The organism is Amycolatopsis sp. TNS106, from assembly GCF_019330265.1.
In the GTDB taxonomy this organism is placed as follows: domain Bacteria; phylum Actinomycetota; class Actinomycetes; order Mycobacteriales; family Pseudonocardiaceae; genus Amycolatopsis; species Amycolatopsis lurida.
In genome coordinates this window covers 123,318-145,335 of the sequence record NZ_CP024972.1, presented here as the reverse complement: position 1 = coordinate 145,335, position 22,018 = coordinate 123,318, and the positions used below count along the sequence as shown (strand labels likewise).

At 69.7% G+C, this 22,018-nt stretch carries 16 protein-coding genes and 1 riboswitch; of the genes, 3 read left to right on the top strand and 13 right to left on the bottom strand.

What is annotated here, in order from left to right:
* Positions 1-26 precede the first annotated feature (26 nt).
* On the top strand, positions 27-761 hold the full coding sequence (locus tag CVV72_RS00710; protein WP_219150426.1) for an HAD family phosphatase: 735 nt from the start codon (positions 27-29) through the stop codon (positions 759-761).
* Positions 758-3,118, top strand: coding sequence for a glycoside hydrolase family 65 protein (locus CVV72_RS00705; RefSeq protein WP_219150424.1), 2,361 nt, complete (start codon positions 758-760; stop codon positions 3,116-3,118). Before CVV72_RS00710 ends, CVV72_RS00705 begins: the two co-directional genes overlap by 4 nt.
* Positions 3,119-3,122: 4 nt before the next feature.
* On the opposite strand, the gene CVV72_RS00700 is transcribed toward CVV72_RS00705, so the two are convergent.
* The 4 genes from CVV72_RS00700 to CVV72_RS00685 all read right to left on the bottom strand — a co-directional run bounded on the left by CVV72_RS00700 (position 3,123) and on the right by CVV72_RS00685 (position 8,935).
* Positions 3,123-3,302 carry a hypothetical protein gene (locus CVV72_RS00700; protein WP_126733665.1) on the bottom strand — a complete coding sequence of 60 codons (180 nt, stop codon included), beginning with the start codon at positions 3,300-3,302 and terminating at the stop codon, positions 3,123-3,125.
* 39 nt (positions 3,303-3,341) lie between these two features.
* Complete coding sequence (locus CVV72_RS00695; protein ID WP_219150422.1) at positions 3,342-4,298, bottom strand: Ppx/GppA phosphatase family protein; 957 nt, start codon at positions 4,296-4,298, stop codon at positions 3,342-3,344.
* Between the two features lie 204 nt (positions 4,299-4,502).
* A complete protein-coding gene (locus CVV72_RS00690; RefSeq protein WP_219150420.1) occupies positions 4,503-5,543 on the bottom strand; it encodes an LLM class F420-dependent oxidoreductase in 1,041 nt (346 codons plus the stop codon).
* Positions 5,544-5,623: 80 nt separating this feature from the next.
* On the bottom strand, positions 5,624-8,935 hold the full coding sequence (locus tag CVV72_RS00685) for a DUF885 family protein (protein WP_219150419.1): 3,312 nt from the start codon (positions 8,933-8,935) through the stop codon (positions 5,624-5,626).
* 135 nt (positions 8,936-9,070) lie between these two features.
* On the opposite strand from CVV72_RS00685, the gene CVV72_RS00680 reads away from it, so the two are divergent.
* Positions 9,071-10,054 carry an AsnC family protein gene (locus CVV72_RS00680; RefSeq protein ID WP_219150417.1) on the top strand — a complete coding sequence of 328 codons (984 nt, stop codon included), beginning with the start codon at positions 9,071-9,073 and terminating at the stop codon, positions 10,052-10,054.
* A 9-nt stretch (positions 10,055-10,063) separates the two neighbouring features.
* Here CVV72_RS00680 and CVV72_RS00675 read toward each other — a convergent pair whose 3' ends face one another.
* The 9 genes from CVV72_RS00675 to ileS all read right to left on the bottom strand — a co-directional run bounded on the left by CVV72_RS00675 (position 10,064) and on the right by ileS (position 21,966).
* Positions 10,064-10,990, bottom strand: a complete 927-nt coding sequence (locus CVV72_RS00675) for an RluA family pseudouridine synthase (protein ID WP_219150415.1) — start codon at positions 10,988-10,990, stop codon at positions 10,064-10,066.
* On the bottom strand, positions 10,987-11,550 hold the full coding sequence (lspA, locus tag CVV72_RS00670; protein WP_034319164.1) for a signal peptidase II: 564 nt from the start codon (positions 11,548-11,550) through the stop codon (positions 10,987-10,989). Before lspA ends, CVV72_RS00675 begins: the two co-directional genes overlap by 4 nt.
* 24 nt (positions 11,551-11,574) lie before the next feature.
* Positions 11,575-12,207, bottom strand: coding sequence for a hypothetical protein (locus CVV72_RS00665; protein ID WP_219150413.1), 633 nt, complete (start codon positions 12,205-12,207; stop codon positions 11,575-11,577).
* A 19-nt stretch (positions 12,208-12,226) separates the two neighbouring features.
* Entirely contained in the window at positions 12,227-13,591 is a 1,365-nt protein-coding gene (locus tag CVV72_RS00660) for an aminotransferase class V-fold PLP-dependent enzyme (RefSeq protein WP_219150411.1), read from the bottom strand.
* A gap of 32 nt (positions 13,592-13,623) precedes the next feature.
* A riboswitch (SAM riboswitch) is annotated at positions 13,624-13,738 on the bottom strand.
* 128 nt (positions 13,739-13,866) lie between these two features.
* On the bottom strand, positions 13,867-14,550 hold the full coding sequence (locus CVV72_RS00655) for a M23 family metallopeptidase (RefSeq protein ID WP_219150409.1): 684 nt from the start codon (positions 14,548-14,550) through the stop codon (positions 13,867-13,869).
* A 131-nt stretch (positions 14,551-14,681) separates the two neighbouring features.
* On the bottom strand, positions 14,682-16,160 hold the full coding sequence (locus CVV72_RS00650; protein ID WP_219150407.1) for a potassium/proton antiporter: 1,479 nt from the start codon (positions 16,158-16,160) through the stop codon (positions 14,682-14,684).
* A 112-nt stretch (positions 16,161-16,272) separates the two neighbouring features.
* Entirely contained in the window at positions 16,273-16,956 is a 684-nt protein-coding gene (locus CVV72_RS00645) for a helix-turn-helix transcriptional regulator (RefSeq protein WP_219150406.1), read from the bottom strand.
* Positions 16,957-16,999: 43 nt separating this feature from the next.
* Positions 17,000-18,598 (bottom strand): penicillin-binding transpeptidase domain-containing protein, encoded by a 1,599-nt coding sequence (locus tag CVV72_RS00640; protein ID WP_219150404.1) that lies wholly within the window; start codon positions 18,596-18,598, stop codon positions 17,000-17,002.
* Positions 18,599-18,804: 206 nt separating this feature from the next.
* On the bottom strand, positions 18,805-21,966 hold the full coding sequence (gene ileS / locus CVV72_RS00635; RefSeq protein WP_219150402.1) for an isoleucine--tRNA ligase: 3,162 nt from the start codon (positions 21,964-21,966) through the stop codon (positions 18,805-18,807).
* Between the last annotated feature and the right edge of the window lie 52 nt (positions 21,967-22,018).

Genomic DNA, 22,018 nt, shown 5'->3' with positions numbered 1-22,018 from the left:
GGCGAGCCCGGGTAGCGTGGCCAGACATGATCGGTCTGCCCGACACCATCACGGCCTGCCTCTTCGACCTCGACGGCGTGCTGACCGGAACCGCGGCCCAGCATCGCGCGGCGTGGAAGCGCACCTTCGACGAGTTCCTGCGCGCCCGCGACGGTGACGCGTTCTCGCCGTTCACCGACAACGATTACGCGGCTTACGTCGACGGAAGGCCGAGGGCCGACGGCGTCCGCACATTCCTCACCTCGCGCGGGATCGAACTGCCCGAAGGCGGCCCGGACGACGACATCGAGGCCGCCACCGTCAACGGGATCGGGAACCGGAAGAACCAGCTGGTACTGAAGATCATCGAGGACGAGGGCGTGACCCCGTACCCGGGTTCCGTCCGGTACCTGGAAGCCGCGAAGGCGGCTGGGTTGCGCATCGGCGTCGTCACCTCGTCGGCCAACGGCGCGAAGGTGCTCGACGCCGCCGACCTGACCAAGTTCGTCGAAACGCGGATCGACGGGATCGTGATCACCGAGAAGAACCTGCGCGGCAAACCCGCCCCCGATTCGTTCCTCGCCGGTGCCGAGGCGTTCGGTGTCGCACCGGCGAACGCGGCCGTCTTCGAGGACGCCCTCGCGGGCGTGCAGGCGGGCAAGGACGGCGGTTTCGGTTACGTGGTCGGGGTGAACCGCGCGCATCAGGCGGGCGAACTGCTCGCGCACGGCGCCGACGTCGTGGTGGAGGACCTCGCCGAACTCCTGGAGGATCGCAAGTGACCGAATCGCTTCCCCACGGCTACGAGGTCGCGCCCTGGGAGCTGCGCTGGCACGGAATGGACGTCGACGCGTTGCAGCGCACCGAATCGGCGTTCGCGGTCTCCAACGGGCACATCGGCCTGCGCGGCACGCTGGAGGAGGCCGAGCCGCGCGGTCTTCCTGGCACCTACCTCAACGGTTTCTACGAACAGCACGATCTCCCTTACGCGGAAACGGGTTACGGCTACCCCGAAGAGGGTCAGACGGTCGTCAACGTGACCGACGGCAAGGTCATCCGGCTGCTCGTCGAGGACGAGCCGCTCGACATGCGGTACGGCCAGGCGACCGAACACGACCGGGTGCTCGACTTCCGGAAGGGCACCCTCGCGCGCGACACCGTCTGGTCGTCGCCGACCGGCCGCCGGGTCCGGGTGAAGACCGAACGCCTGGTCTCGTTCACCCAGCGGGCCGTCGCGGCGATCAGGTACGAGGTCGAACCGCTCGACGACGAACTCCAGCTGGTGGCGCAGTCGGATCTCCTGGCGAACGAGCCGATCGAGTCCGACACGCGTGACCCGCGGGTCGCGGCGGCGCTGGAGTCGCCGTTGATCGGGGAATACCACCACGCGGAGGCGTACCACGCGGTGCTGGTGCACCAGACCCGCCGATCCGGGTTGCGGATGGCCGCCGCGATGGACCACAAGATCGACGTCTCCGACGGCGTGCGCACGCATATCGAGGCCGAGGACGATCTCGCGCGGCTCACCATCGCCGTCGACGTGCCCAAGGGCGGACGGCTGCGGATCACCAAGTTCCTCGCCTACGGCTGGTCCGCGCAGCGTTCGGTGCCCGCCGTGCGCGCACAGGTCGAGGCCGCGCTGGCCGGCGCACGCCAGACCGGCTGGAAGGGGCTGCTCGCCGAACAGAAGGAGTTCCTCGACGACTTCTGGGAGACCTCGGACATCGAGATCGAAGGCGACCCGGAATTACAGCAGGCCGTGCGGTTCGCGCTCTTCCACCTCCTGCAGGCCGGGGCCCGCGGCGAGACGAGGGCACTGGCGGGCAAGGGAATGACCGGCCCGGGCTACGACGGGCACGCGTTCTGGGACACCGAGACCTTCGTCCTGCCCGTGCTCACCTACAGCATCCCGGACGCCGCCCGCGACGCACTGCGCTGGCGTCACTCCACATTGGACAAAGCGCGCGAAAGGGCGGCGCAGCTGGGTTTGCGCGGCGCCGCGTTCCCCTGGCGGTCCATCAACGGCGCGGAGTGTTCGGCGTACTGGCCGGCGGGGACGGCGGCGTTCCACGTCAGCGCGGACATCTCCGACGCCGTCGTGCGCTATCTCAACGCCACCGGCGACGACGAGTTCATGCGGACCTGCGGCGCGGAACTGCTCCTCGAAACCGCGCGCTTGTGGTTGTCACTCGGGCATTTCGACCGGCGGGGCCGGTTCCGGATCGACGGCGTCACCGGACCGGACGAGTACTCCGCGGTGGCGGACAACAACGTCTACACGAACCTCATGGCCCGCCGGAACCTGTTCTACGCCGCCGAAATCGTCGGCCAGCACGACGACATCGCCCAGCGGTTCGAGGTCGGCGCGGACGAGGTCGCGTTGTGGCGCAAGGCCGCCGACGCGATGCTGGTGCCCTACGACGAGGATCTCGGCGTACACCCGCAGTCCGAGGGGTTCCTGGAACACGACGAGTGGGATTTCGAGGCCACAGACCCCGATTTCTACCCGCTGCTGCTCAACTATCCGTACTTCGACCTCTACCGCAAACAGGTGGTCAAACAGGCGGACCTCGTGCTCGCGCTGCATCTGTGCGGGGATTCCTTCACCCCCGAGGAAAAGGCGCGCGACTTCGCCTACTACGAGGCGCGGACCGTGCGGGATTCCTCGCTGTCGGCGGGAACACAGGCGGTGGTGGCGGCCGAAGTCGGGCATCTCGAACTGGCCTACGACTACCTCGCCGAGGCCGCGCTCACCGACCTGCACGACGTGCACAACAACGTCCGCAACGGCCTGCACCTCGCCTCGCTGGCGGGCGCGTGGCAGGGCACCGTCGCCGGTTTCGGCGGGCTGCGCGACTACGGCGGCCGGCTGACCTTCGCGCCGAGGCTGCCGCCGCAACTCCGGCGGATCGCGTTCCGGCTGACCTTCCGCGGCACCCGGTTCCAGGTCGAGATCGACGGTGAGGGCGCGACCTACCACGTGATCACCGGGGAACCGCTGGAACTGGCGCACCACGGCGAGACGTTCACGGTGACCGCCGAGCCGGTGCGGCTGCCGATCCCCGCGCTCGACCCTGGCCCCGCGCCGGTACAGCCCGCGGGCCGGGCTCCGGCGCGGAGGCGGCCGAAGGACGGGTGAGTGCTCAGTCCGGCGGCTCGACCGGTACCTCGCCGCTGCCCGGCACGCCGTCGACCTCCTTGGTGCCATGCGGCCCGATGTCACGGTTGGGCGCGCTGGGCACGTCGGTCTTCGGCTGGATCCCGCGAAGGTCGTCGAGGTCTTCTTCTTCGTCCTGCCCGAAGTTCTTCTTGCTTTCCCTCATGTGTCCGGGGTACCCGCTCGCGGCCGGATGCGCCAGTCTTCAGGCGGCTTTCGCCGGTTCGCCCTCCGGCGTGACGAGCCCGTCGAGCATGCCGAGCAGCAGGCCGTCCCTGGTGGACCACGGGCAGATGGCGACCTGGCCGCCGGCCAGCGTCAGCAGCGCCTCGGCGACGATCGCGCCCGCGAGCGCCTGGTGGGAGCGTTGCCGCGAGATACCCGGCAGCTCGGCGCGGCGTTTCGCGGGCAGCTTCGCCAGCCGCGGGATCCACGCGCGGAGGTCGTCGAGGTGCAGTTCCCTGGCGCGGGACGGCCGGTCCCCGGCGAGCCGGGCGAGCTGCCGCAGCACCTTGGAGCAGCCGACGGCGCGATGGTCGCGGATATGCGGCAGAACGTCCTGCATCGCGTCGCGGACCTCGTCGAGCACGTGTTCCCGCATCGCCCGTACCACCTTGGGCGACGGACATTCGGTGGCGAACCAGTCCCGGGTCAGGGATCGCGCGCCGAGCGGCAGGGAATGCGCGAACCCGGCCTCCTCGGCATCCCCGGCGGCGAGCTCGACGGTCCCGCCGCCGATGTCGAGCACCAGCAGCGCGCCGGCGGAAGCGCCGTACCACCGGCGCGCGCCGACGTAGGCCAGTTCGGCCTCGCGGCGGCCGGTGAGGAACCGCAGTTTGACCCCGGTGGCCTTCTGGACGTCGCGGACGACGTGCTTGACATTGCTCGCGTCGCGGATCGACGACGTGGCGAGCGGGTACACACCTTCGACGCCGTGTTTGGCCGCCATCGTCATCCCCGCCTCGACGGCGGACGCGACCGCGTCGATACCGCGCCGGGTCAGGTTCCCGTCATCGTCGAGTTCCCTGTCCAGCCGCAGCCGCGTCTGGTGGCTCAGCGCGGGATCGAGCGGCGTACCGCCCTTGGCCAGAACCACCAGCCGCGCGCTGAACGACCCGACGTCAAGGACCGCGGCGGACGGCTCGCCGATCTGCTTGCGCACGCGAGGCACCTCACCTTCGTCGCGAACGTATTCCCCCGAGGTCTCGCTTTCACTCCTGATAATGGCGGATTTTCCGGCCGTTCAGGCGTGGTTTACGTTCTCTTTCCACCGGGAGGCCGTTTTTTGACCACGAAGGGGGTACACCGGCGCAGGTCAAGTATACCGGATCGATACAGGTGAGAGGTTCGCCTCCCCGCCGCGTCGCTAGCCGACGAGTTCGCGAAGCTTCGAAACCTGCGCGACACGGGCCTCACGACCGGGCAGCAGCGGGTTGACCACCAGCGTGGTCGCACCGGCCTCACGGAAGGCGGCGAGGCGCTCCTTGACGTAGCCCTCGGGCCCGATCAGCGAGATCGCCCTGATCAGCTCCTTCGGCACCGCCGCGGCGGCCTCTTCCTTCTTGCCGTCCAGGTAGAGGTCCTGGATGAGCTTCGCTTCGGCCTCGTAGCCGTACCGCTGAGCGAGACTGTTGTAGAAGTTCTTGCCGCGCGCGCCCATGCCGCCGATGTACAGCGCCAGCATGCCGCGCAGGTGGTCCAGCAGCCCTTCGACGTCGTCACCGATCGCCAGCGCGGTGCCGACGAAGGTGTCCAGCTCGCCCAGCGACGGGTCTCGCTTCGCCTTGCCCTCGGCCAGCGACGCGCCCCAGACCTCGGCGGCCTTCTCGGGGTGGAAGAAGATCGGCTCCCAGCCCTCGGCGAGTTCGGCGGTGAGCGCGACGTTCTTCGGACCGATCGAGGCCAGCAGGATCGGGATCCGTTCGCGCACCGGGTGGTTGATCAGCTTCAGCGGCTTGCCGAGGCCCGTGCCCTGCTCGGGGGGCAGCGGGATCGAGTAGTGCGTGCCGGAGTGCACCACCTTCTCCCGCCGCCAAACCTGACGGCAGATGTCGATGATCTCGCGGGTCCTGCCGAGCGGCGCGTCGTACTTCACGCCGTGGAAACCCTCGATGACCTGCGGACCCGACGCGCCGATGCCGAGCGTGAACCGGCCGTCGGAGACGAAGTCCAGCCCGGCGGCGGTCATCGCGGTCAGCGTCGGGGTCCGCGTGTAGATCTGGAAGATGCCCGAGGCGATCTGGACCCGTTCGGTCTTCGCCGCGACGTAGCCGAGCTGGCTGACCGCGTCGAACGAGTAGGCCTCGGGGACGAAGACGATGTCCAGTCCGGCCTTCTCCAGCTCGACGATGTCCGCCACACTGTCGGCGAAACCACCGGCGTAGCTGATCGCGGTCCCGATCCTCATCGGCATCTCCCTCGTACGTTACTGAGCGCTCGCTTAGCGACAGTATGCGCCGGGACGCCGCCTTTCGCCTGTGGCCCGGCTCACTGCGCCGCCACCCAGGCCTTCACCACGTCGTCCAGCACCCGCAGCGGCAGGATCCCGTTGCTCAGCACGACCTCGTGGAAGCCCTTGATGTCGAACCGGTCGCCGAGCGCGGCCTCGGCCTCGGCGCGGATCCGCTCGATCTCCAGCCGCCCCACCATGTACGACAGCGCCTGCCCCGGAACGGCGGCGTAGCGGTCGATCTCGGCCTCGATCTCCACCCTGGCCATCGGCGTGTTCTCGGCCAGGTAGTCCACGGCCTGCTGACGGCTCCAGCCGAGCGCGTGCATCCCGGTGTCGACGACGAGCCGCCCGGCGCGCATCGAATCCTGGGTGAGCATGCCGAACCTGGTCAGATCGCTGGAGTACAGGCCCATCTCGTCGGCGAGGCGCTCCGAGTAGAGACCCCAGCCTTCGACGTAGGCGTTGACGTCCGCGTGCCCGCGCAACATCGGCAGGCCCTTGAGCTTGTGCGCGATGCAGATCTGGAAGTGGTGCCCCGGAACGGCTTCGTGGAAGGCGATCGCCTCACTCGTGTGCTTCGGGCGCTGCTCGGCCTCGTGGGTGTTCGCGTAGTAGGTGCCCGGCCGCGAGCCGTCGAGCGACGCCTCGATGTAGTACGCCAGCGTGCCGCCGGGCGCTTCCGCGGGCGGGACCGGCTCGACCTGGCACCGCTCCTCGGGCACGGTCGAGAACCACTGCGGGGCGACGGCTTCGGCGCGGGTGATGGCGTCACGCGCGGCGTCGAGCAGTTCGTCGCCGTCCCGCCAGCGCAGGGCGGGGTCGGTGCGCAGCCGCTCGAAGATCTTCTCGAGATCCTGGGTGCCGAAGATCTTCTCGCCCAGCTCGCGGTACTGGTCGGCCAGTTTCGCGATCATGCCGAGGCCGGTGTCGTGCAGCTCCTGGGCGGTGCGCTCGGTGGACGTGTGCGCCCGGATCAGCGCGGCGTACTTCTCCTGCCCGCCGGGGAGCGCGCAGAGACCCGGCTCGGTTTCGGGCTTCGCCACGGGACGCAGCTCGTCGGCGAGGAAGTCGCGGTAGCGCCGGTAGGCAGGCCGGACGACTTCGGCCAGCAGCCGGTCGCGTTCGGTTTCGTAGCCTTCCACGGAAACGGACGCGGTGAGCGCCAGCGGATCCCCCGCCTCGTCCCCGAGATAACGCTCCACGTAAGCGATCCCGCCTTCGACGAGGAAGCCGGGCGGGACCAGCCCGTCGGCCGCCGCCGCGCGCTGGCGCACGATCAGGGCGTCCAGATAGGCGCCCATGCCTTCCAGCCGTTTCAGATAACCGCGGACCTTTTCCTCGTCGTTCAGCGACAGCACCGAGAGTTCGTTGAGCATGAACAGCGCGGGCGAGGCCAGCCCGTCGCTGACCGAGAACTCGGCCGCACGGGCGTCGACGACGTCGACCATCGCCTTGGCCTGCTGGATCACGACCTCACGGGTGACCGCCTCGGCTGGGGAAAGCCCCTCGGTGTCGAGGGCTTCGGCGCGCTCGGCGATGGCGATCGCCGTCGCGCGCTGCGCGGCCGCGGCCTCCGCGCTCGGATCGGGCAGCGCGCCTTCGTCGCCGGGGAGCCCGAGCAGCGAGCGCCACAGCGGGAACTCTTCGAACTTGAGCTTCATCAACTCGTCGGCGAGACCGTTCGGGGTGTCGCCATGGCCGCCGACCCAGTCACGGACCACGCCGTCCAGCACCGAGAGCGGCAGCGACCCGCCACCGAGCACGACGTCGTGGAAGGCCTTGATGTCGAACCGGCTGCCCAGCTTCAGTTCGGCCTCGGCACGGATGCGCTGGATCTCCAGCCGTCCCACCATGTACGACAGCGCCTGCCCGGGGAAGGCGATGTACCGGTCCACTTCGGACTCGATCTCCACCGGCGCCATCGGCGTGTTCTCGGCGAGGAAGTCGATCGCCTGGCGGCGGCTCCAGCCCAGCGCGTGCAGCCCGGTGTCGACCACCAGCCGTCCGGCGCGCATCGAATCCATGGTCAGCATGCCGAGCTTCGCGACGTCGTCGGAGTACAGGCCCATTTCGTCGGCGAGGCGCTCTGTGTACAGGCCCCAGCCCTCGGCGTACGCGGTGAAGTCGCCGATGCGGCGCAGCAGCGGGAGTTCGGTGAGGCCCTGCGCGAGGCTCAGCTGGAAGTGGTGGCCGGGGATGGCCTCGTGGAACGCCGTCGCCTCCGCCGCGTGCCGGAACCGTTCCTCCGCCTTGTGGGTGTTCGCGAAGTAGATCCCGGGCCGGGAGCCGTCGACCGCGGGCCACATGTAGTACGCGGCGGGCGCGCCGGGCGCGGATTCGGCGGGCACCGGCTCGACCGTCCACGGCTGCGGCGGGATCCGGCCGAACCACTTCGGCGCCTCGGCCTCGGCCCTGGTGATGGCCGCGCGGGCGGAGTCGAGCATCTCGTCGGCACCGGACCAGCGCAGGGCCGGGTCGGAGCGGAGCTTGGTGAAGATCTCCTGGAGGTCGCTGGTGCCGAAGACCCGCGAGCCGTACTCGCGGTACTCGGCGGCGAGGCCCGCGATCACGTCGAGCCCGGTCTGGTGCAGCTCACGCGGGGTGCGGTCGGTCGTCGTGTGCATCTCGGCGAGCAGGGCGTAGATGCGCTCGCCGTCGGGCAGCCAGCAGACGCCGGGCTTGTCCTCGGGGCGGCCGTGCGGCGCGATCTCCTTCGCGAGCACCTCGCGGTACTCGGCGATCGCGGGCCGGACGACGTCGCGCAGCAGGCCGGCGCGGCGGGTCTCGAAGTCCTCGTCGGGCGCGGGCTGGCGCAGCAGCGGATCGGCCGAAGGATCGGCGAGGTGCCGGTCGAGGTAGGCGACGGCGGCGTCGACGAGGTACGCGACCGGGACCAGGCCGCGGGCGACGCCGTCACGGTGCCGCTGCGCGGCCTGCCGCAGGTACTCCGGGATCGCCGCGATCCGCCCGAGATGCGCCTCGGCCTGCGCGCCCGTCCCGACCGACATCATCGGCAGCACGGTGAGCACCTCGGCGGCGGGCGAGATGAACAGGTCACTGACGGTGAACTCGACGAACCGCGAGTCCAGCAGCGCGATCCTCGCCCGCGCCATCGCGATCAGGACGTCACGGGTGGTCTTCTCCTCCGCGCTCAAACCGTCGGCGGCGAGCGCCTCGGCCCGCTCGGCGAGCCCGGACAGCCGCGCGCGGAAGGCGTCCCCGGCGGCCTCGCTGAGATCGCTGAGCCCGGTCGATTCCGGACGGAAGCCCTGCAAAGCGGGCATGACCGGCTCGGCGTCGAAGAGGGCTTCGACGAACTCGTCGGCGAGGGCGGAGACTTCGCTCATGTTTTCTTTCCCCAGAGGTCGATGGAGGCGGTAACCCGACCCTAATGGAGACCGAGTACTACCGAAGCCGGGTTTTGCCGCGCTCGGGCGGCCTCTCCCCGCGGCGCCGGGAGCGAGACGGTAGCGTTCCCGGACGTGGCCGTGACCGATCCCGTGGACATCCGCCTGCTCGCCGCCCTCGCGGACCTGGGCAAGGCGGCCGTACACGAACTCGCGGCCAAGGTCGGGATGGACCCGCGCGAGGTCGCGTACCGCCTGGTCGCCCTCTCCGGCAGCGGATTGCCGCTGCTCGTGGGCGTGGAGAGCGACCCGAACGGGCTCCGGGCCGCCATCTCGAGCGCGCCGCCCTCGTGGGCCCAGCAGCCCCAGCAACCTCAGCAGCTTCAGCGTCCGCCTGGGCATTCCGGGCCGCACAACGTCCAGGGCACTCCCTCCGGACCGTACAACGTCCAAGGCACGCCGTCGGGCGCGTACAACGTGCACGGCACTCCGTCGGGCCGCTACCCCGGCCCGCCGTCGGCCCCGGTGCGCCAGCCGATGGCGCCGCCTCCGCGGCCGCCCGCCCCACCGCAGCAGCAGTTCGCGCCGCCCCCGATGGCGCCCGCCGACCCGGTGATGAGCACCTGGGGCGTCCCGCAGACCGCGTCCTGGGCGCGCGGCGACGAACAGCAGGTCACGCCGCAGGCCGCCCCGGAAGGCAAGAAGGGCCGGACCGGTGACGTGATGGAGACCCAGGGTCTGGAGGGCGAGCAGCTCACCGTCCAGTTGCTGGAGGTCCAGGACCCGGCGGACTACCTGTTCAGCGCCGCGGGCTACTCGCTGGAAGCCGGGGAACGATCGGTCGTGGTGCACACCGAGATCACCAACCGCGGGAACATCCCGTTCGTGTCGCTCCCGGACAACTACCTCGAACTGCTCACCGCGGACGGCAAGCCGATCACCAAGGCGCCGGTCTCGCTGACCTCGCGGCCGCCGCACAAGATCGGTGTCCGGCCCGGGGAGACCCTGGGCGGGCACACCGTCTACGTGCTGCCGGACGCGACCCGCGTGGTCGCCGTGCGCTGGTCGCCGAGGCCGGAGCCGGACGAGCGCACGCTGACCTGGTCGATCGACGACTGACGCGCACGCCTAGTTCTCGTCCTGCAGGATCCGCAACGCGTTGGCCAGGTCGTCCGGGTACTCCGACTCGAACTCGACCCAGCGCCCGTCGGACGGATGGGCGAAGCCGAGCGTCTTGGCGTGCAGCCACTGCCGGGAGAGCCCCAGCTTGCGCGCCAGCGCCGGGTCGGCGCCGTAGGTCAGGTCGCCGACGCAGGGGTGCTTGAGCGCCGAGAAGTGCACGCGGATCTGGTGCGTGCGCCCGGTCTCCAGTTTGATCTGGGCCAGCGACGCGGCGCGGAAGGCCTCGACGACCTCGTAGTGCGTGACACTGGGCCGCCCGCCCTGGACGACGGCGAACTTGTAGTCGTGCCGGGGATGCCGGTCGATCGGCGCGTCGATGGTGCCGCGCGTCGGGTCCGGGTGGCCCTGCACGATGGCGTGGTAGCCCTTGTCGACGGTCCGTTCCTTGAACGCCCGCTTCAGCACGGTGTACGCGTGCTCGCTCTTCGCCACGACCATCACGCCGGTGGTGCCGGCGTCCAGCCGGTGCACGACGCCTTGACGTTCGGCGGCGCCCGAGGTCGCGATCCGCAGCCCGGCGGCGGCGAGCCCGCCGACGACGGTCGGCCCGGTCCAGCCGGGGCTCGGGTGCACGGCGACGCCGACCGGCTTCGAAATCACCACGATGTCGTCATCGTCGTGCAGGATCTTCATGCCTTCGACGGGTTCCGCGACGACCTCGACGGCCGAGGCCGGATCGGGCAGCGTCACCTCGAGCAGTCCGCCGGCGGTCAGCCGGTCGGACTTCCCGGCGGGCCTGCCGTCGAGGAGGATCTCGCCGGATTCGGCCAGTTCCGCCACGACCGTGCGGGAAAGTCCCAGTAGTTTCGCCAGCCCCGCGTCGACGCGCATGCCGTCGAGCCCGTCGGGAACGGGCAACATCCGCGCGCTCATTCGCTCGCCGCCTTCTTCTTGTCCTTTGTAGACGTTCCATCGTAGTCCTTGCCCAGCAAGGAAAGGATCACGATGAGCACGCCGCCGACGCAGATCGCGGAGTCGGCGACGTTGAAGATCGCCCAGCCCTGCCCGTTCGGCGCGAACGCGGAGATCATGTCGACCACGTGTCCCTGCAGCGGGCCGGGCGCGCGGAAGATCCGGTCGGTCAGGTTGCCGAGGGCGCCCGCCAGCACCAGGCCGAGGCCGATCGCCCAGCCGACCGAGCGCAGCCGCCGGGACAGCCAGACGATGGCGATCACGACGGCGATCGCGACCAGCGCGAGCACCCAGGTCAGCCCGGTCGCCATCGAGAAGGCGGCACCGGGGTTGCGCACGAGCTGGAAGTACACGAGCCCGCCGAGGAACTCGACCGGCTGCTTGCCCTCCAGCGTGGACACGGCGATCTGCTTGGTGAGGAGGTCGATCCCCCACAGCACCGCGGCGACGGCGAACACCACGGCGACGCGCTTCTTGGGCAGCGGTGGCGACGGTGGCGCCGTTTCGGGCTCTGTACTCACCGCCCCATTGTCCACTGAGCGTGTTCAGGACTCCTCGGCGGCCGCCTTCGGCCTGCTCAGCAGGGCGGCGAACGCCCCGGCGAGCACGACCAGTGACGACAGCACCAGCGCGAGCTGCCCTTGCGCGAACACGACCGCGCAGAGCACGAACGCCGCGGCCACGACGAGGACCAGGACGCTGCGCTCCAGCCACGCGAGCCCGGCCAGGCCGAGCGTCAGCAGGATCGCGCTCCGGGTGTCGCCGTCGAGATCGAGCTCCCAGTAGCCGACCAGATCCGCCAGCACGATGCCGACCAGCCCGCCGAGCGCGATCGCGGCGACCTTCCACCAGCGCAGGGCCTTCGTCCGGATGGCGTAGAACAGCACCGTGCCGAGGTAGACCGCGAGGACGGCGAACAGCCAGCCGTCGGTCCGGCCGACGATGTCGAACGACGCATCCAGCGCGGCAGCGTTCTCACGGCTCATCTCGACGCCGTACAAGCCCGCGTACCTGCCCTCACCGACCCCGTACAGCTCCTGGGTCAGGAACCGCCGTCCAGCGGCGGGCGCGTAGGCGAACCATCCTCCGGACCACATCCCGCCGAAAGCCACCACCAGCAACTGGGCGAATCCCAGCAACGCCAGCGGAAACCAGTAACGCGGTCGCTCGTTCCCCATACGGGGTGAGGGTAGTGGGTCAGGCGCAGAACGGGGGAAGCTCCCGCGGATCGTTCTCCGGCACCCAGCGGCCTTCCGGCTTCTCGTACTGCCAGCGCGCGCCGCGGGCCACGATCTGGCGCAGCGCCAGGACGATCCGGTCCACGTGCTCGGTGGTGCTCCCGAGGCCGAGGCTGACCCGCACGGCCTGCTGACCCGTCGAACCGGCCACGGCGATCAGCCGCTTGGTCGCCACGTGCGCGCAGAACGCGCCGTCTCGCACGCCGATGCCGTATTCCGCGGACAGCACCGCGGCGAGCCAGCCCGGGTCGAAGCCGTCGACGACGAAGCTGAGCGTGCCGACCCGGTCGACCGGCGCGTCGAACAGCCGCAGTTCGGCGAATCCGGGGATGGCGGCGAGACCGCGGCGCAGGCGCGCCAGCAATTCCTCCTCGTGGGCGACGATCCCGTCCCAGTTCGAGGCCAGGGTTTCGCAGGCGACACCGAGCGCGTAGACGCCGACGGTGTTGGGCGAACCGGCTTCGTGCCGCTCGGGACCGGAATTCCAGACCACGCCGAGGTTTTCGGAGTCACGGTTGACGAGCTTCGTCGCGCCGCCACCGGCGAGGTACGGCTGAGCCGCGCGCAGCCAGTCGGCGCGGCCGATCAGCGCGCCCGCCCCGAAAGGCGCGTACAGCTTGTGCCCCGAGAGCGCGACATAATCGACGTCCAGTTCGCGCACCGAGATCTTCCGGTGCGGCGCGAGCTGCGCCGCGTCGAGCGCGATCCGGGCGCCGTGCCGCCGCGCGACGGCCGCGATCTCCTTGACGGGCAACAGTTCCCCGGTCACATTGGACGCGCCGGTGAGCACGACCAGCCGCGGACCCTGCGGGCAGTCCGCGAGCGCTTCGTCCACAGCGGACACCGCGGCGAGGCGGGTCCGAGGGGTTTCGATCCGGCGGACGTTCGGTCCCTTCCACGGCAGCAGCGCGGCGTGGTGCTCGGTGTCGAACACGACGACCGAGGTGTGTTTCGGCAGGCTGCGCGCGAGAAGGTTGAAGGAATCGGTGGTGTTGCGGGTGAACACGACGGTGTCGGTCGACCGCGCGTCGACGAAGTCGCGCAGGATTCCGCGCGTGCGCTCGTAAAGTTTGGTCGAGACCTGCGAAGCGAAGCCGGCGCCGCGGTGCACGCTGGCGTACCAGGGCAGGAATTCGTCGACCGCGGCACGCACCTTGTCCAGACAGGGGGCGCTCGCCGCGTGATCGAGGTTGGCGTAACCGATGTCGCCGCCGGTGACCAGCGGAACCCGGAGATCAGCGCACGCGACCGCCGGGATCTGGTGCGTGGCAACGTCTTCAGCGACTTCAGCGGGGGTGCTGGTGCGTTCGAGAGCGAGAGTCATCGTCATCCTCCGGGCCAGGGGACCCGCCGAGGATCCCGCGCTTGCCCGTCGCACCACGCGACGAGCCAGGTCCTCACCCGGGGCACCCCACCGCGGAAGGAGGGTTGCCGGTCAGCTAGCCGGGGCTTGACGCTGACACTCGTGACCTACGGACGAAGTTAGCGGATGGGCGGGCGATCGAGCCAGCCCTCGTCCGCATCTTGAGACGCCGCTCACGTGTTCCGCAAGCGGGAAGAACCGTTGCCCGGCGCCGCGCCGCGCCGGGCAACGGCAGGTCAGGCCCGGAATCGGCCGGGCAGCGGGACGGTCGAGCGGGAGGAGACCTCGGTCGCGGTGCCGGAGTACTGATCGGTGCCCGCGGTGAACCGCCAGCCGCCGAAGGTCTTGCCGTCGACGGCTTCGCCGTAGGCCTCGGCGACCTTGGTCGAGACCTCGTCGTAGGACAGGCCGTTCCAGTTGCCCGCGCCGACCCCGAAGTCGCGCGAGTCTCCGCCCTGCGCGGCGGCCGCGGGCAGGGTCCACAGGGTGAAGTGCACATGGGCGCCGGTACTGCTGCCACCACAGGGCAGCGCGTTGCCGGTCCGGCCGAGCGCGTCGCCAGGGGCGACCTTCTGGCCGTCCGTGACCGCGATGCCCTCCAGGTGGTAGTACCCGGTCCGCCGGCCACCGTCGTGGTCGACGGTCACCCAGTCGCCGCCGGAACAGTGCTGGATCCGGACCGTTCCCGCCAGCGGGGCGCGAACGGTCTTGTCCCCGGGGCTGAAGTCGATGGCGTTCTTCACGCCGGAGGTGCCGTTGTCCGAGTGGATCCCCGCCGAGTAGACCGACTGGCCCGAGTCGAAGGGCAGCCCGAACGCGGGAAAGGCGCCGGCCGCGGAGGCGGCGGGAGCAGAGAGAACCACCCCGACGAGTGCGGCGGTGACCCCTAGACCAGCGAACCGCACAGGAAGTTTCGTCACCTTGCGTACTCCTTACCCCGTGACACTCACCCATTCGATGGAGTCGATTGCGGGAAAAGTAATCCAAAAGGAGTACAAATGGGAAGAAGTTTCTGAGATCAACCGACGAACAGCTGGTGGCGGTTCGTGACCTACTGGCCGGATTCGCCCTTCCACCTGGCGAGTCGGCCTGCGCGGTCGACGGCCCGAAGCCGTCGTTCGGCCGCGTCACGCACTTCGGCGGTGGTCACGACGAGTAACTGGTCGCGCTCCTGGAGCCTGGTGTTCTTGTTCGGCGTGAAGCCGGCGCCGTCGCGGACGAGGAGGCTGATCGTCGCCCCCACCGGCAGCCGCAGTTCGGCCAGGTACACGCCGTGCATCTTCGATCCCGCGTGGATCCGGACCTGCAGCAGTTCCGCACCCATCTCGTCGAGCGGCGCGGAGTCGACGTCGATCTCGTGCGCCTCGGCGTGCCGGGCCAGCCCGAGGATTCTCGCGAGCGGGGTCAGCGTGGCCCCTTGGAGCAAAGTCAGCACGATGACCAGCACGAACACCGCGTCGACCAGCTCCTGCGCGCCGGGCACCCCGGACGACAGCGGAATCAGCGCGAGCACGATCGGGACCGCCCCGCGCAGCCCGGCCCAGGACAGGAACACCTGTTCTCGCCAGGGGATCTTGAACGGCAGCGCCGACAGCAGGACCGAGAGCGGGCGGGCGAGCAGCAGCACGACCGCGCCCGCGACCAGGCCCTGGACCAGGCTTTCGAAGATCCTGCTCGGCGACGCGAACAGGCCGAGCAGCACGAACAGGCCGATCTGCGCGAGCCAGCCGAGCCCTTCGGCGAAGGACAGCGTGTCCGAGCGGTGCGGCAGCTTCGAGTTCCCCAGCACCAGGGCCGCGACGTAGGTGGCGAGCAGGCCCGACGCGTGGGCGAGCTGCCCGCTCGAATACGCCACGACGCATACCGCGACCGTGGCCAGCGGGTACAGACCGGTGGCGGGAAGCGCCGCCCGGCGCAGCGCGAACGCCCCGCCCCAGCCGAAGGCCAGGCCGATCACCAGCCCGGCGGCGAGTTCGTAGACCACCAGCAGCGGCAGCGACCAGTCGATGGTCGTCCCCTCGGCGAGGACGACGACGGCGATGTAGGCCGGGGCGTCGTTGATCCCCGACTCGATCTCCAGCGCGCCGACGAGCCGCTTGCCGATCCCCGCGGATCTCAGCACCGAGAAGACCGCGGCGGCGTCGGTCGAGGCCAGCACCGCACCCCACAGCAACGCCATCCGCCAGTCCAGGCCCAGCAACCAGTGCAGGGCGGCGCCGGTGACCGCGATACTCACCACAACGGCCACTGTGGACAGTGCGATTCCGATGCCCAGCGACGGTTTCACGGCCGACCACCGGGTGGTGAGGCCACCTTCGGACAGAATCATCACCAGCGCGGCGAGGCCGAGCGATTGGGTGAGCTCGGGGTTGTCGTACTGGATGCCGAACCCGGCTTCGCCGAGCAGGACGCCCATCCCCAGGTACAGCAGCAGCGAAGGAAGACCGACCCGGATCGACACCCGGACGGCGATCACGGCGACGAGGAGCACGGCGCCACCGGTGCCGAGGATGAGCGGGAGTTGCTCCATGTCGCCTCCCGTTCCGGTCGCCGTGAGGGCTCCAGAATAGTGAGGCGGTGCTCGTCACACGTTCGTGTACCGGTCGGAAAGCGCCCGGATAACCTGTGTTACAGACTGTCCACTAGGGACTGCGCAGGGCCACCAGGTCGACACCGAGTTCCGCGAACGGCTTTTCCGCCGCGGGCAGAACCTTCACCGCGCGGTTGCCCTCACGGGACAACCAGCCGGTGCTCACTCCGTGAGACAGTAACGCCGCGGGTACCCGGCCCGCCAAATGATCACGCCGAACCGTCCAATCCAGACAGTCGCGCAGCATCGGGCGGCGGCCGTCGTCGATCTCCACCCCGAGCGCACCGAGCACCTCACGACCGCGACCGGTCAGCGTCAGGCCACCGGCGTCGTCGATCAGCCCGGTGGCGAGCATCCCGTCCCGCAGCGCGACGCCGACCGTTCCGGCGAGGTGGTCGTAGCAGGTCCTGGCGAACTCGAGCCGTTTCACCCGCACGGAGGACCGCAGCCCCTTCACCGGCCGATGCTCCGCGTGCTGCGCCAGATGCTCGATCAGTTCCGCCACCCGGGGGTCGGCTATCCGGACGTAACTGTGCCGTCCCTGCTTGACCCGTACGACGAAGCCAGCCTCGGTCAGTTTCGTCACGTGCTCGCTCGCCGTCGACGCGGCCACTTCGGCCGCGCCCGCCAGCTCGGTCACCGTCCAGGCGCGCCCGTCGAGCAGCGCGAGGCACATCGACGCGCGGCTCGGATCGGCGAGCACGGCCGCGACTTCGGCCAGGGCGATCGTCTCCATGCGTCCACCGTAGAAGACCCACGGTTCGGTGACCGCCGAAGCGTCAGCCTGCCAGGAACTTCGCCGCCAGCTGCACCGCGGGCTTGGAGTCGTTGGAACCTTCGAGCATGACGGCGAAAGCGACGTCCCCGCGATAGCCGACGAACCAGCCGTTGGCGTCCGCACCCGATCCGAACTGCGCCGTCCCGGTCTTGCCGAAGACCGCTCCGCTGCCCTTCAGTGCCTTCGCGGTCCCTATCGTGCAGACTTCGCGCATCATCGCGCGGACCTGGTTCAGCACCCCGGCCGGCGGTGCCTGATACCCGGCGTTGACCTTGGTCTCCAGTCCCTGCCACAACTTCGGGACCACCGGTTTCCCGGCGGCGACGGTCGCGGCCATGAGCGCCGCGCCCAGCGGGCTGACCTGCACCCTGCCCTGTCCGATCCCGGCTTCGACCTGCTCGTCACCGCTGCCGGACGGCTCCACTTTCCCGGTCTCCGTCGCGAGCCCCGGGATCTCGAAGTCGGCGTTGAGGCCGAACTGGCTCGCGGCCTTCGCGAGACCGTCCGCGGGCAGCTGCTTGGCGAGCCGCCCGAAGGTCGTGTTGCACGACGCGGCGAACGCCGTCTTCAGCGAGACGGTCCCCAGGTCGAACCCGTTGTCGTTCTTGAGCGTGCGAGTCCCGATCTGCTCGCTGCCCGGGCAGGCCAGCTGGGAGTCGGCGGAGACCCCGCCCTGCTGCAGCGCCGCGGTCGCCGTGGCGATCTTGAAGGCCGAGCCCGGCGAGTACAGGCCGTTGAGCGCGTCCGGCCTGTTCCCAGCGGCGCCGTTCTGCGCGACCGCCAGTAGTTCGCCCGAGGTCTTCATCGCGACGATGATCGCCGGTCCCCCGAAGCCGTCGACGGCCTTCTGAGCGGCGTTCTGGGAAGCCACGCTCAAGGTCGAAACCAGCGGTTTGTCGGTCTCGGCGGCCTGCCCGAAGAGCGTCTCGACCGGTTTGCCGGAGACGTCGACGCGCGACACGGTGATGGTTGTTCCGGTGCCGCCGTTCTGCTCGGAGGCGACCTTGGACAACGCGCCCTGAAGGATCGGCGCGACACCCGCCGCGTCACCGCCGACGAGGGCCTTGCCGTCGCGATCGACCACGACCGGTTTGGCCGAAACCGGGGCGACGGCGAGCCGCTGCCCGGCTTCGAGCTTCGGATGGATCACCGACATCGCCCAGCGGACGACCCATTTCCCGGCATTGCGCACCAGGTCCAGCTTGCCTTCGTACTTCCAGACGCTGTTGCCGGCGAACGTCCACGCGGCGTGGAAGGTGGCCGACGTCGAGGTCGCGTCACCCGGCGTCGTCGGGACCTCGCCGAGTGACGTCTTGACCGAGGCCCCGCTGAGGGCGTTTCGCGTCCCGGTCAACGCGGCCGTGGCCGCCGCCGGATCGTCGACCGGGGCGGTGGTCAGGTCACCCGTGTCGAACAGCCGCAGAAACCGGGTGGCGACCTGCGCCGGGCTGTCCTGCGCGTTCGCGGTGGACTCCCCCGGCCCGTCGGCGGCCGCGGGCGCCCGGTCCTCCTTGGCCAGCAGCACCACCGCGGCCACCACGATGGCGACGACCGCCAGCGTGGCGCCGATCAGGATGCCTCTTTTCCGGGCAGGACTCATGGATTCGCTCTCCCCCATACGGCGCGCCCCTCGCGCGCCCCGGCGCCAGCCTGCCGATTTCCCCCGCGCAAGGCTGCCAGGCGGCGAGAAAGCCGCTGTTCCGAATCCGTTTCGTGATCCCGGTGATCGACACCTCGCGACTGCAATGAAAGGCCCCTTCAGAGCAAAATTTGCTATGAAGGGGCCTTTCATGTCACTTGTGAGGGTCAGGCCTTGGCGACCGCCACGGTCACCTTGGTGCCCTCACCGACCGTCCCGGCCGAGCCGTCGGCGACATCGCCGTAGGCCACCGAAGTCGCCAGCGTCTCCGAAGCGATGAACTCCTCGTGCGTCTTCGCGGCCGTGACCACCTCTTCCGGCGCGTCGACCGTCAGCGCGATCCGGTCGGCGACGTCGAGCCCGGCGTCACGGCGGGCCTGCTGCACGACCCGGACCAGGTCACGGGCCAAGCCCTCGGCCGCCAGCTCGTCGGTCACTTCGGTGTCGAGCAGCACCAATCCGGCGCCGCCCGGCAGTTCCGCGGCCGCGCCGCCGCCCTTGGCGACCAGACGCCGGTCGTACTCGCCTTCGACGAGCTCGATCCCGGCGGCCACGACCGCGCCGCTCTCCGACGTCGTCCACTCACCGGCCTTGACGGCCTTGATCACCGTCTGGACGTCCTTGCCCAGCCGCGGTCCGGCGGCGCGGGCGTTCACCGCGACCTCGAAACCGCCGTGTGCGGCGACGTCCGTGGTCAGCTCGACGGACTTGACGTTGACCTCGTCGCGCAGGATGTCGGTGAAGTCGCGCAGCGAGTCCGCCTCGTGCGCGGCGACGACCAGCTTGGCCAGCGGCAGCCGCACCCGCAGCTTGTTCGACTTGCGCAGCGAGAGCGCCGAAGACGCCACCTGGCGCACCCGGTCCATCGCCGTCACCAGCGCCGCGTCCGCGGGCAGGTCGAGCGCGTTCGGCCAGTCGGTCAGATGCACCGAACGGCCGCCGGTCAGCCCGCGCCAGACGACCTCGGTGGTCAGCGGCAGCAGCGGCGCCACCACCCGGGACGTCACCTCCAGCACGGTGTGCAGGGTGTCGATCGCGTCCTGCTCGCCCGCCCAGAACCGGTCACGCGACCGGCGCACGTACCAGTTCGTCAGCACCTCGAGGAAGTCACGGACCGTCGAGCACGCACCGGCGACGTCGTAGGTGTCGAGCGCGTGCTCGACGTCCGTCACCAGTTCGTGCGTCTTCGCCAGCACGTACCGGTCGAGGATGTGCTTCGAATCCGTGCGCCATTGGCCTTCCACGCCCTCGGCGTTCGCGTAGAGCGCGAGGAAGTAGTACGAGTTCCACAGCGGCAGCACGGCCTGGCGGACGGCGTCGCGGATGCCCTTGTCGGTGACGACCAGGTTCCCGCCGCGCAGGATCGGGCTCGCCATCAGGTACCAGCGCATCGCGTCGGAGCCGTCGCGGTCGAAGACCTCGTTGACGTCCGGGTAGTTGCGCAGCGACTTGGACATCTTCTGGCCGTCCGAGCCGAGCACGATCCCGTGCGAGATGCAGGTGCGGAACGCCGACCGGTCGAACAGCGCGGTCGCCAGCACGTGCAGAACGTAGAACCAGCCGCGGGTCTGACCGATGTACTCGACGATGAAGTCGCCCGGATAGTGGTGCTCGAACCACTCGGTGTTCTCGAACGGGTAGTGCACCTGCGCGTAGGGCATCGAACCCGAGTCGAACCAGACGTCCAGCACGTCCTCGATCCGGCGCATGGTGGACTTCCCGGTCGGGTCGTCCGGGTTGGGCCGGGTCAGCTCGTCGATGAACGGCCGGTGCAGGTTCTCCAGCCGCACGCCGAAGTCACGCTCGATTTCGTCGAGCGAGCCGTAGACGTCCGTGCGCGGGTACGCCGGGTCGTCCGACTGCCACACCGGGATCGGCGTGCCGAAGTACCGGTTGCGGGAGACCGACCAGTCGCGGGCGTTCTCCAGCCACTTGCCGAACTGGCCGTCCTTGACGTTCTCCGGGTACCAGGTGATCTGCTGGTTCAGCTCGACCATCCGGTCCTTGAACTCGGTCACCGCGACGAACCACGACGAGACGGCGCGGTAGATCAGCGGGTTGCGGCAGCGCCAGCAGTGCGGGTACGGGTGCTCGTAGGTCTCGTGGCGCAGCAGGACCGCGCCCTGACGGCCGGCGGAACCGGTGCCGTTCTTGAGATCCTTGATGATGTTCGGGTTGGCGTCGAACACCTGCTGGCCCGCGTAGTCCGAGACGGTCGCGTCGAACTTGCCCTGCGCGTCCACCGGGGTGACCGGGACGATGCCCACCGCGTCGGTGACGACCTTGTCCTCTTCACCGTAGGCGGGCGCGATGTGGACGACGCCGGTACCGTCCTCGGTGGTGACGTAGTCCGCGGACAGCACGCGGTGCGCGTTCTCGTGTCCGGTGAAGTACGGGAACGGTGGGGCGTAACGGGTTCCGAGCAGCTCGGTGCCGGTGTAGTGCCCGACGACCGTCGGCTCCTCACCGAGCTCGCGGGCGTACGCGGCGACGCGCGCTTCGGCGAGCAGGAACCGCTTGCCGTCGCTTTCCACCACGACGTACCGCACGTCCGGGTGCACCGCGGTCGCGAGGTTGGACGGCAGCGTCCACGGCGTCGTGGTCCAGATCAGCAGATAGGTACCGTCGAGCTCGTTGTCGTTGCCCTCCAAGCGGAAACCGACCGTGACGGCCGGGTCCTGACGGCTGGCGTAGACGTCGTCGTCCATCCGCAGCTCGTGGTTGGACAGCGGGGTCTCGTCGCGCCAGCAGTAGGGCAGCACGCGGTAGCCCTCGTAGACCAGGCCCTTGTCCCACAGCTGCTTGAACGCCCAGATGACCGACTCCATGTAGGACAGGTCGAGCGTCTTATAGTCGTTGTCGAAGTCGACCCAGCGGGCCTGGCGGGTGACGTAGTCCTGCCATTCGCCGGTGTAGCGCAGCACGGACTCGCGGCACGCCTCGTTGAAGACGTCGATGCCCATCGCGTCGATCTCGGACTTCTCGGTGATCCCGAGCTGGCGCATGGCCTCGAGTTCGGCGGGCAGGCCGTGGGTGTCCCAGCCGAAACGGCGCTCGACGCGCTTGCCCTTCATGGTCTGGTAACGGGGCACCAGGTCCTTCACGTACCCGGTGAGCAGGTGACCGTAGTGCGGGAGGCCGTTGGCGAACGGCGGTCCGTCGTAGAAGACGTACTCGTTCGAACCGTTGACGCCGGGGTCGCGGGCGTCGATCGAAGCCTGGAAGGTCCGATCGGATTCCCAGTACGCGAGGACGCGCTTTTCCGACTCGGGGAACGAAGGCTGGGACGGGACGCCGGTCTCGCCGTCCATCTGTGCCTTGGGATACATCTTCGGTGCTCCTCAGATCCGACACTGCTCGTCTCGTGTACGGGCTCGCGCC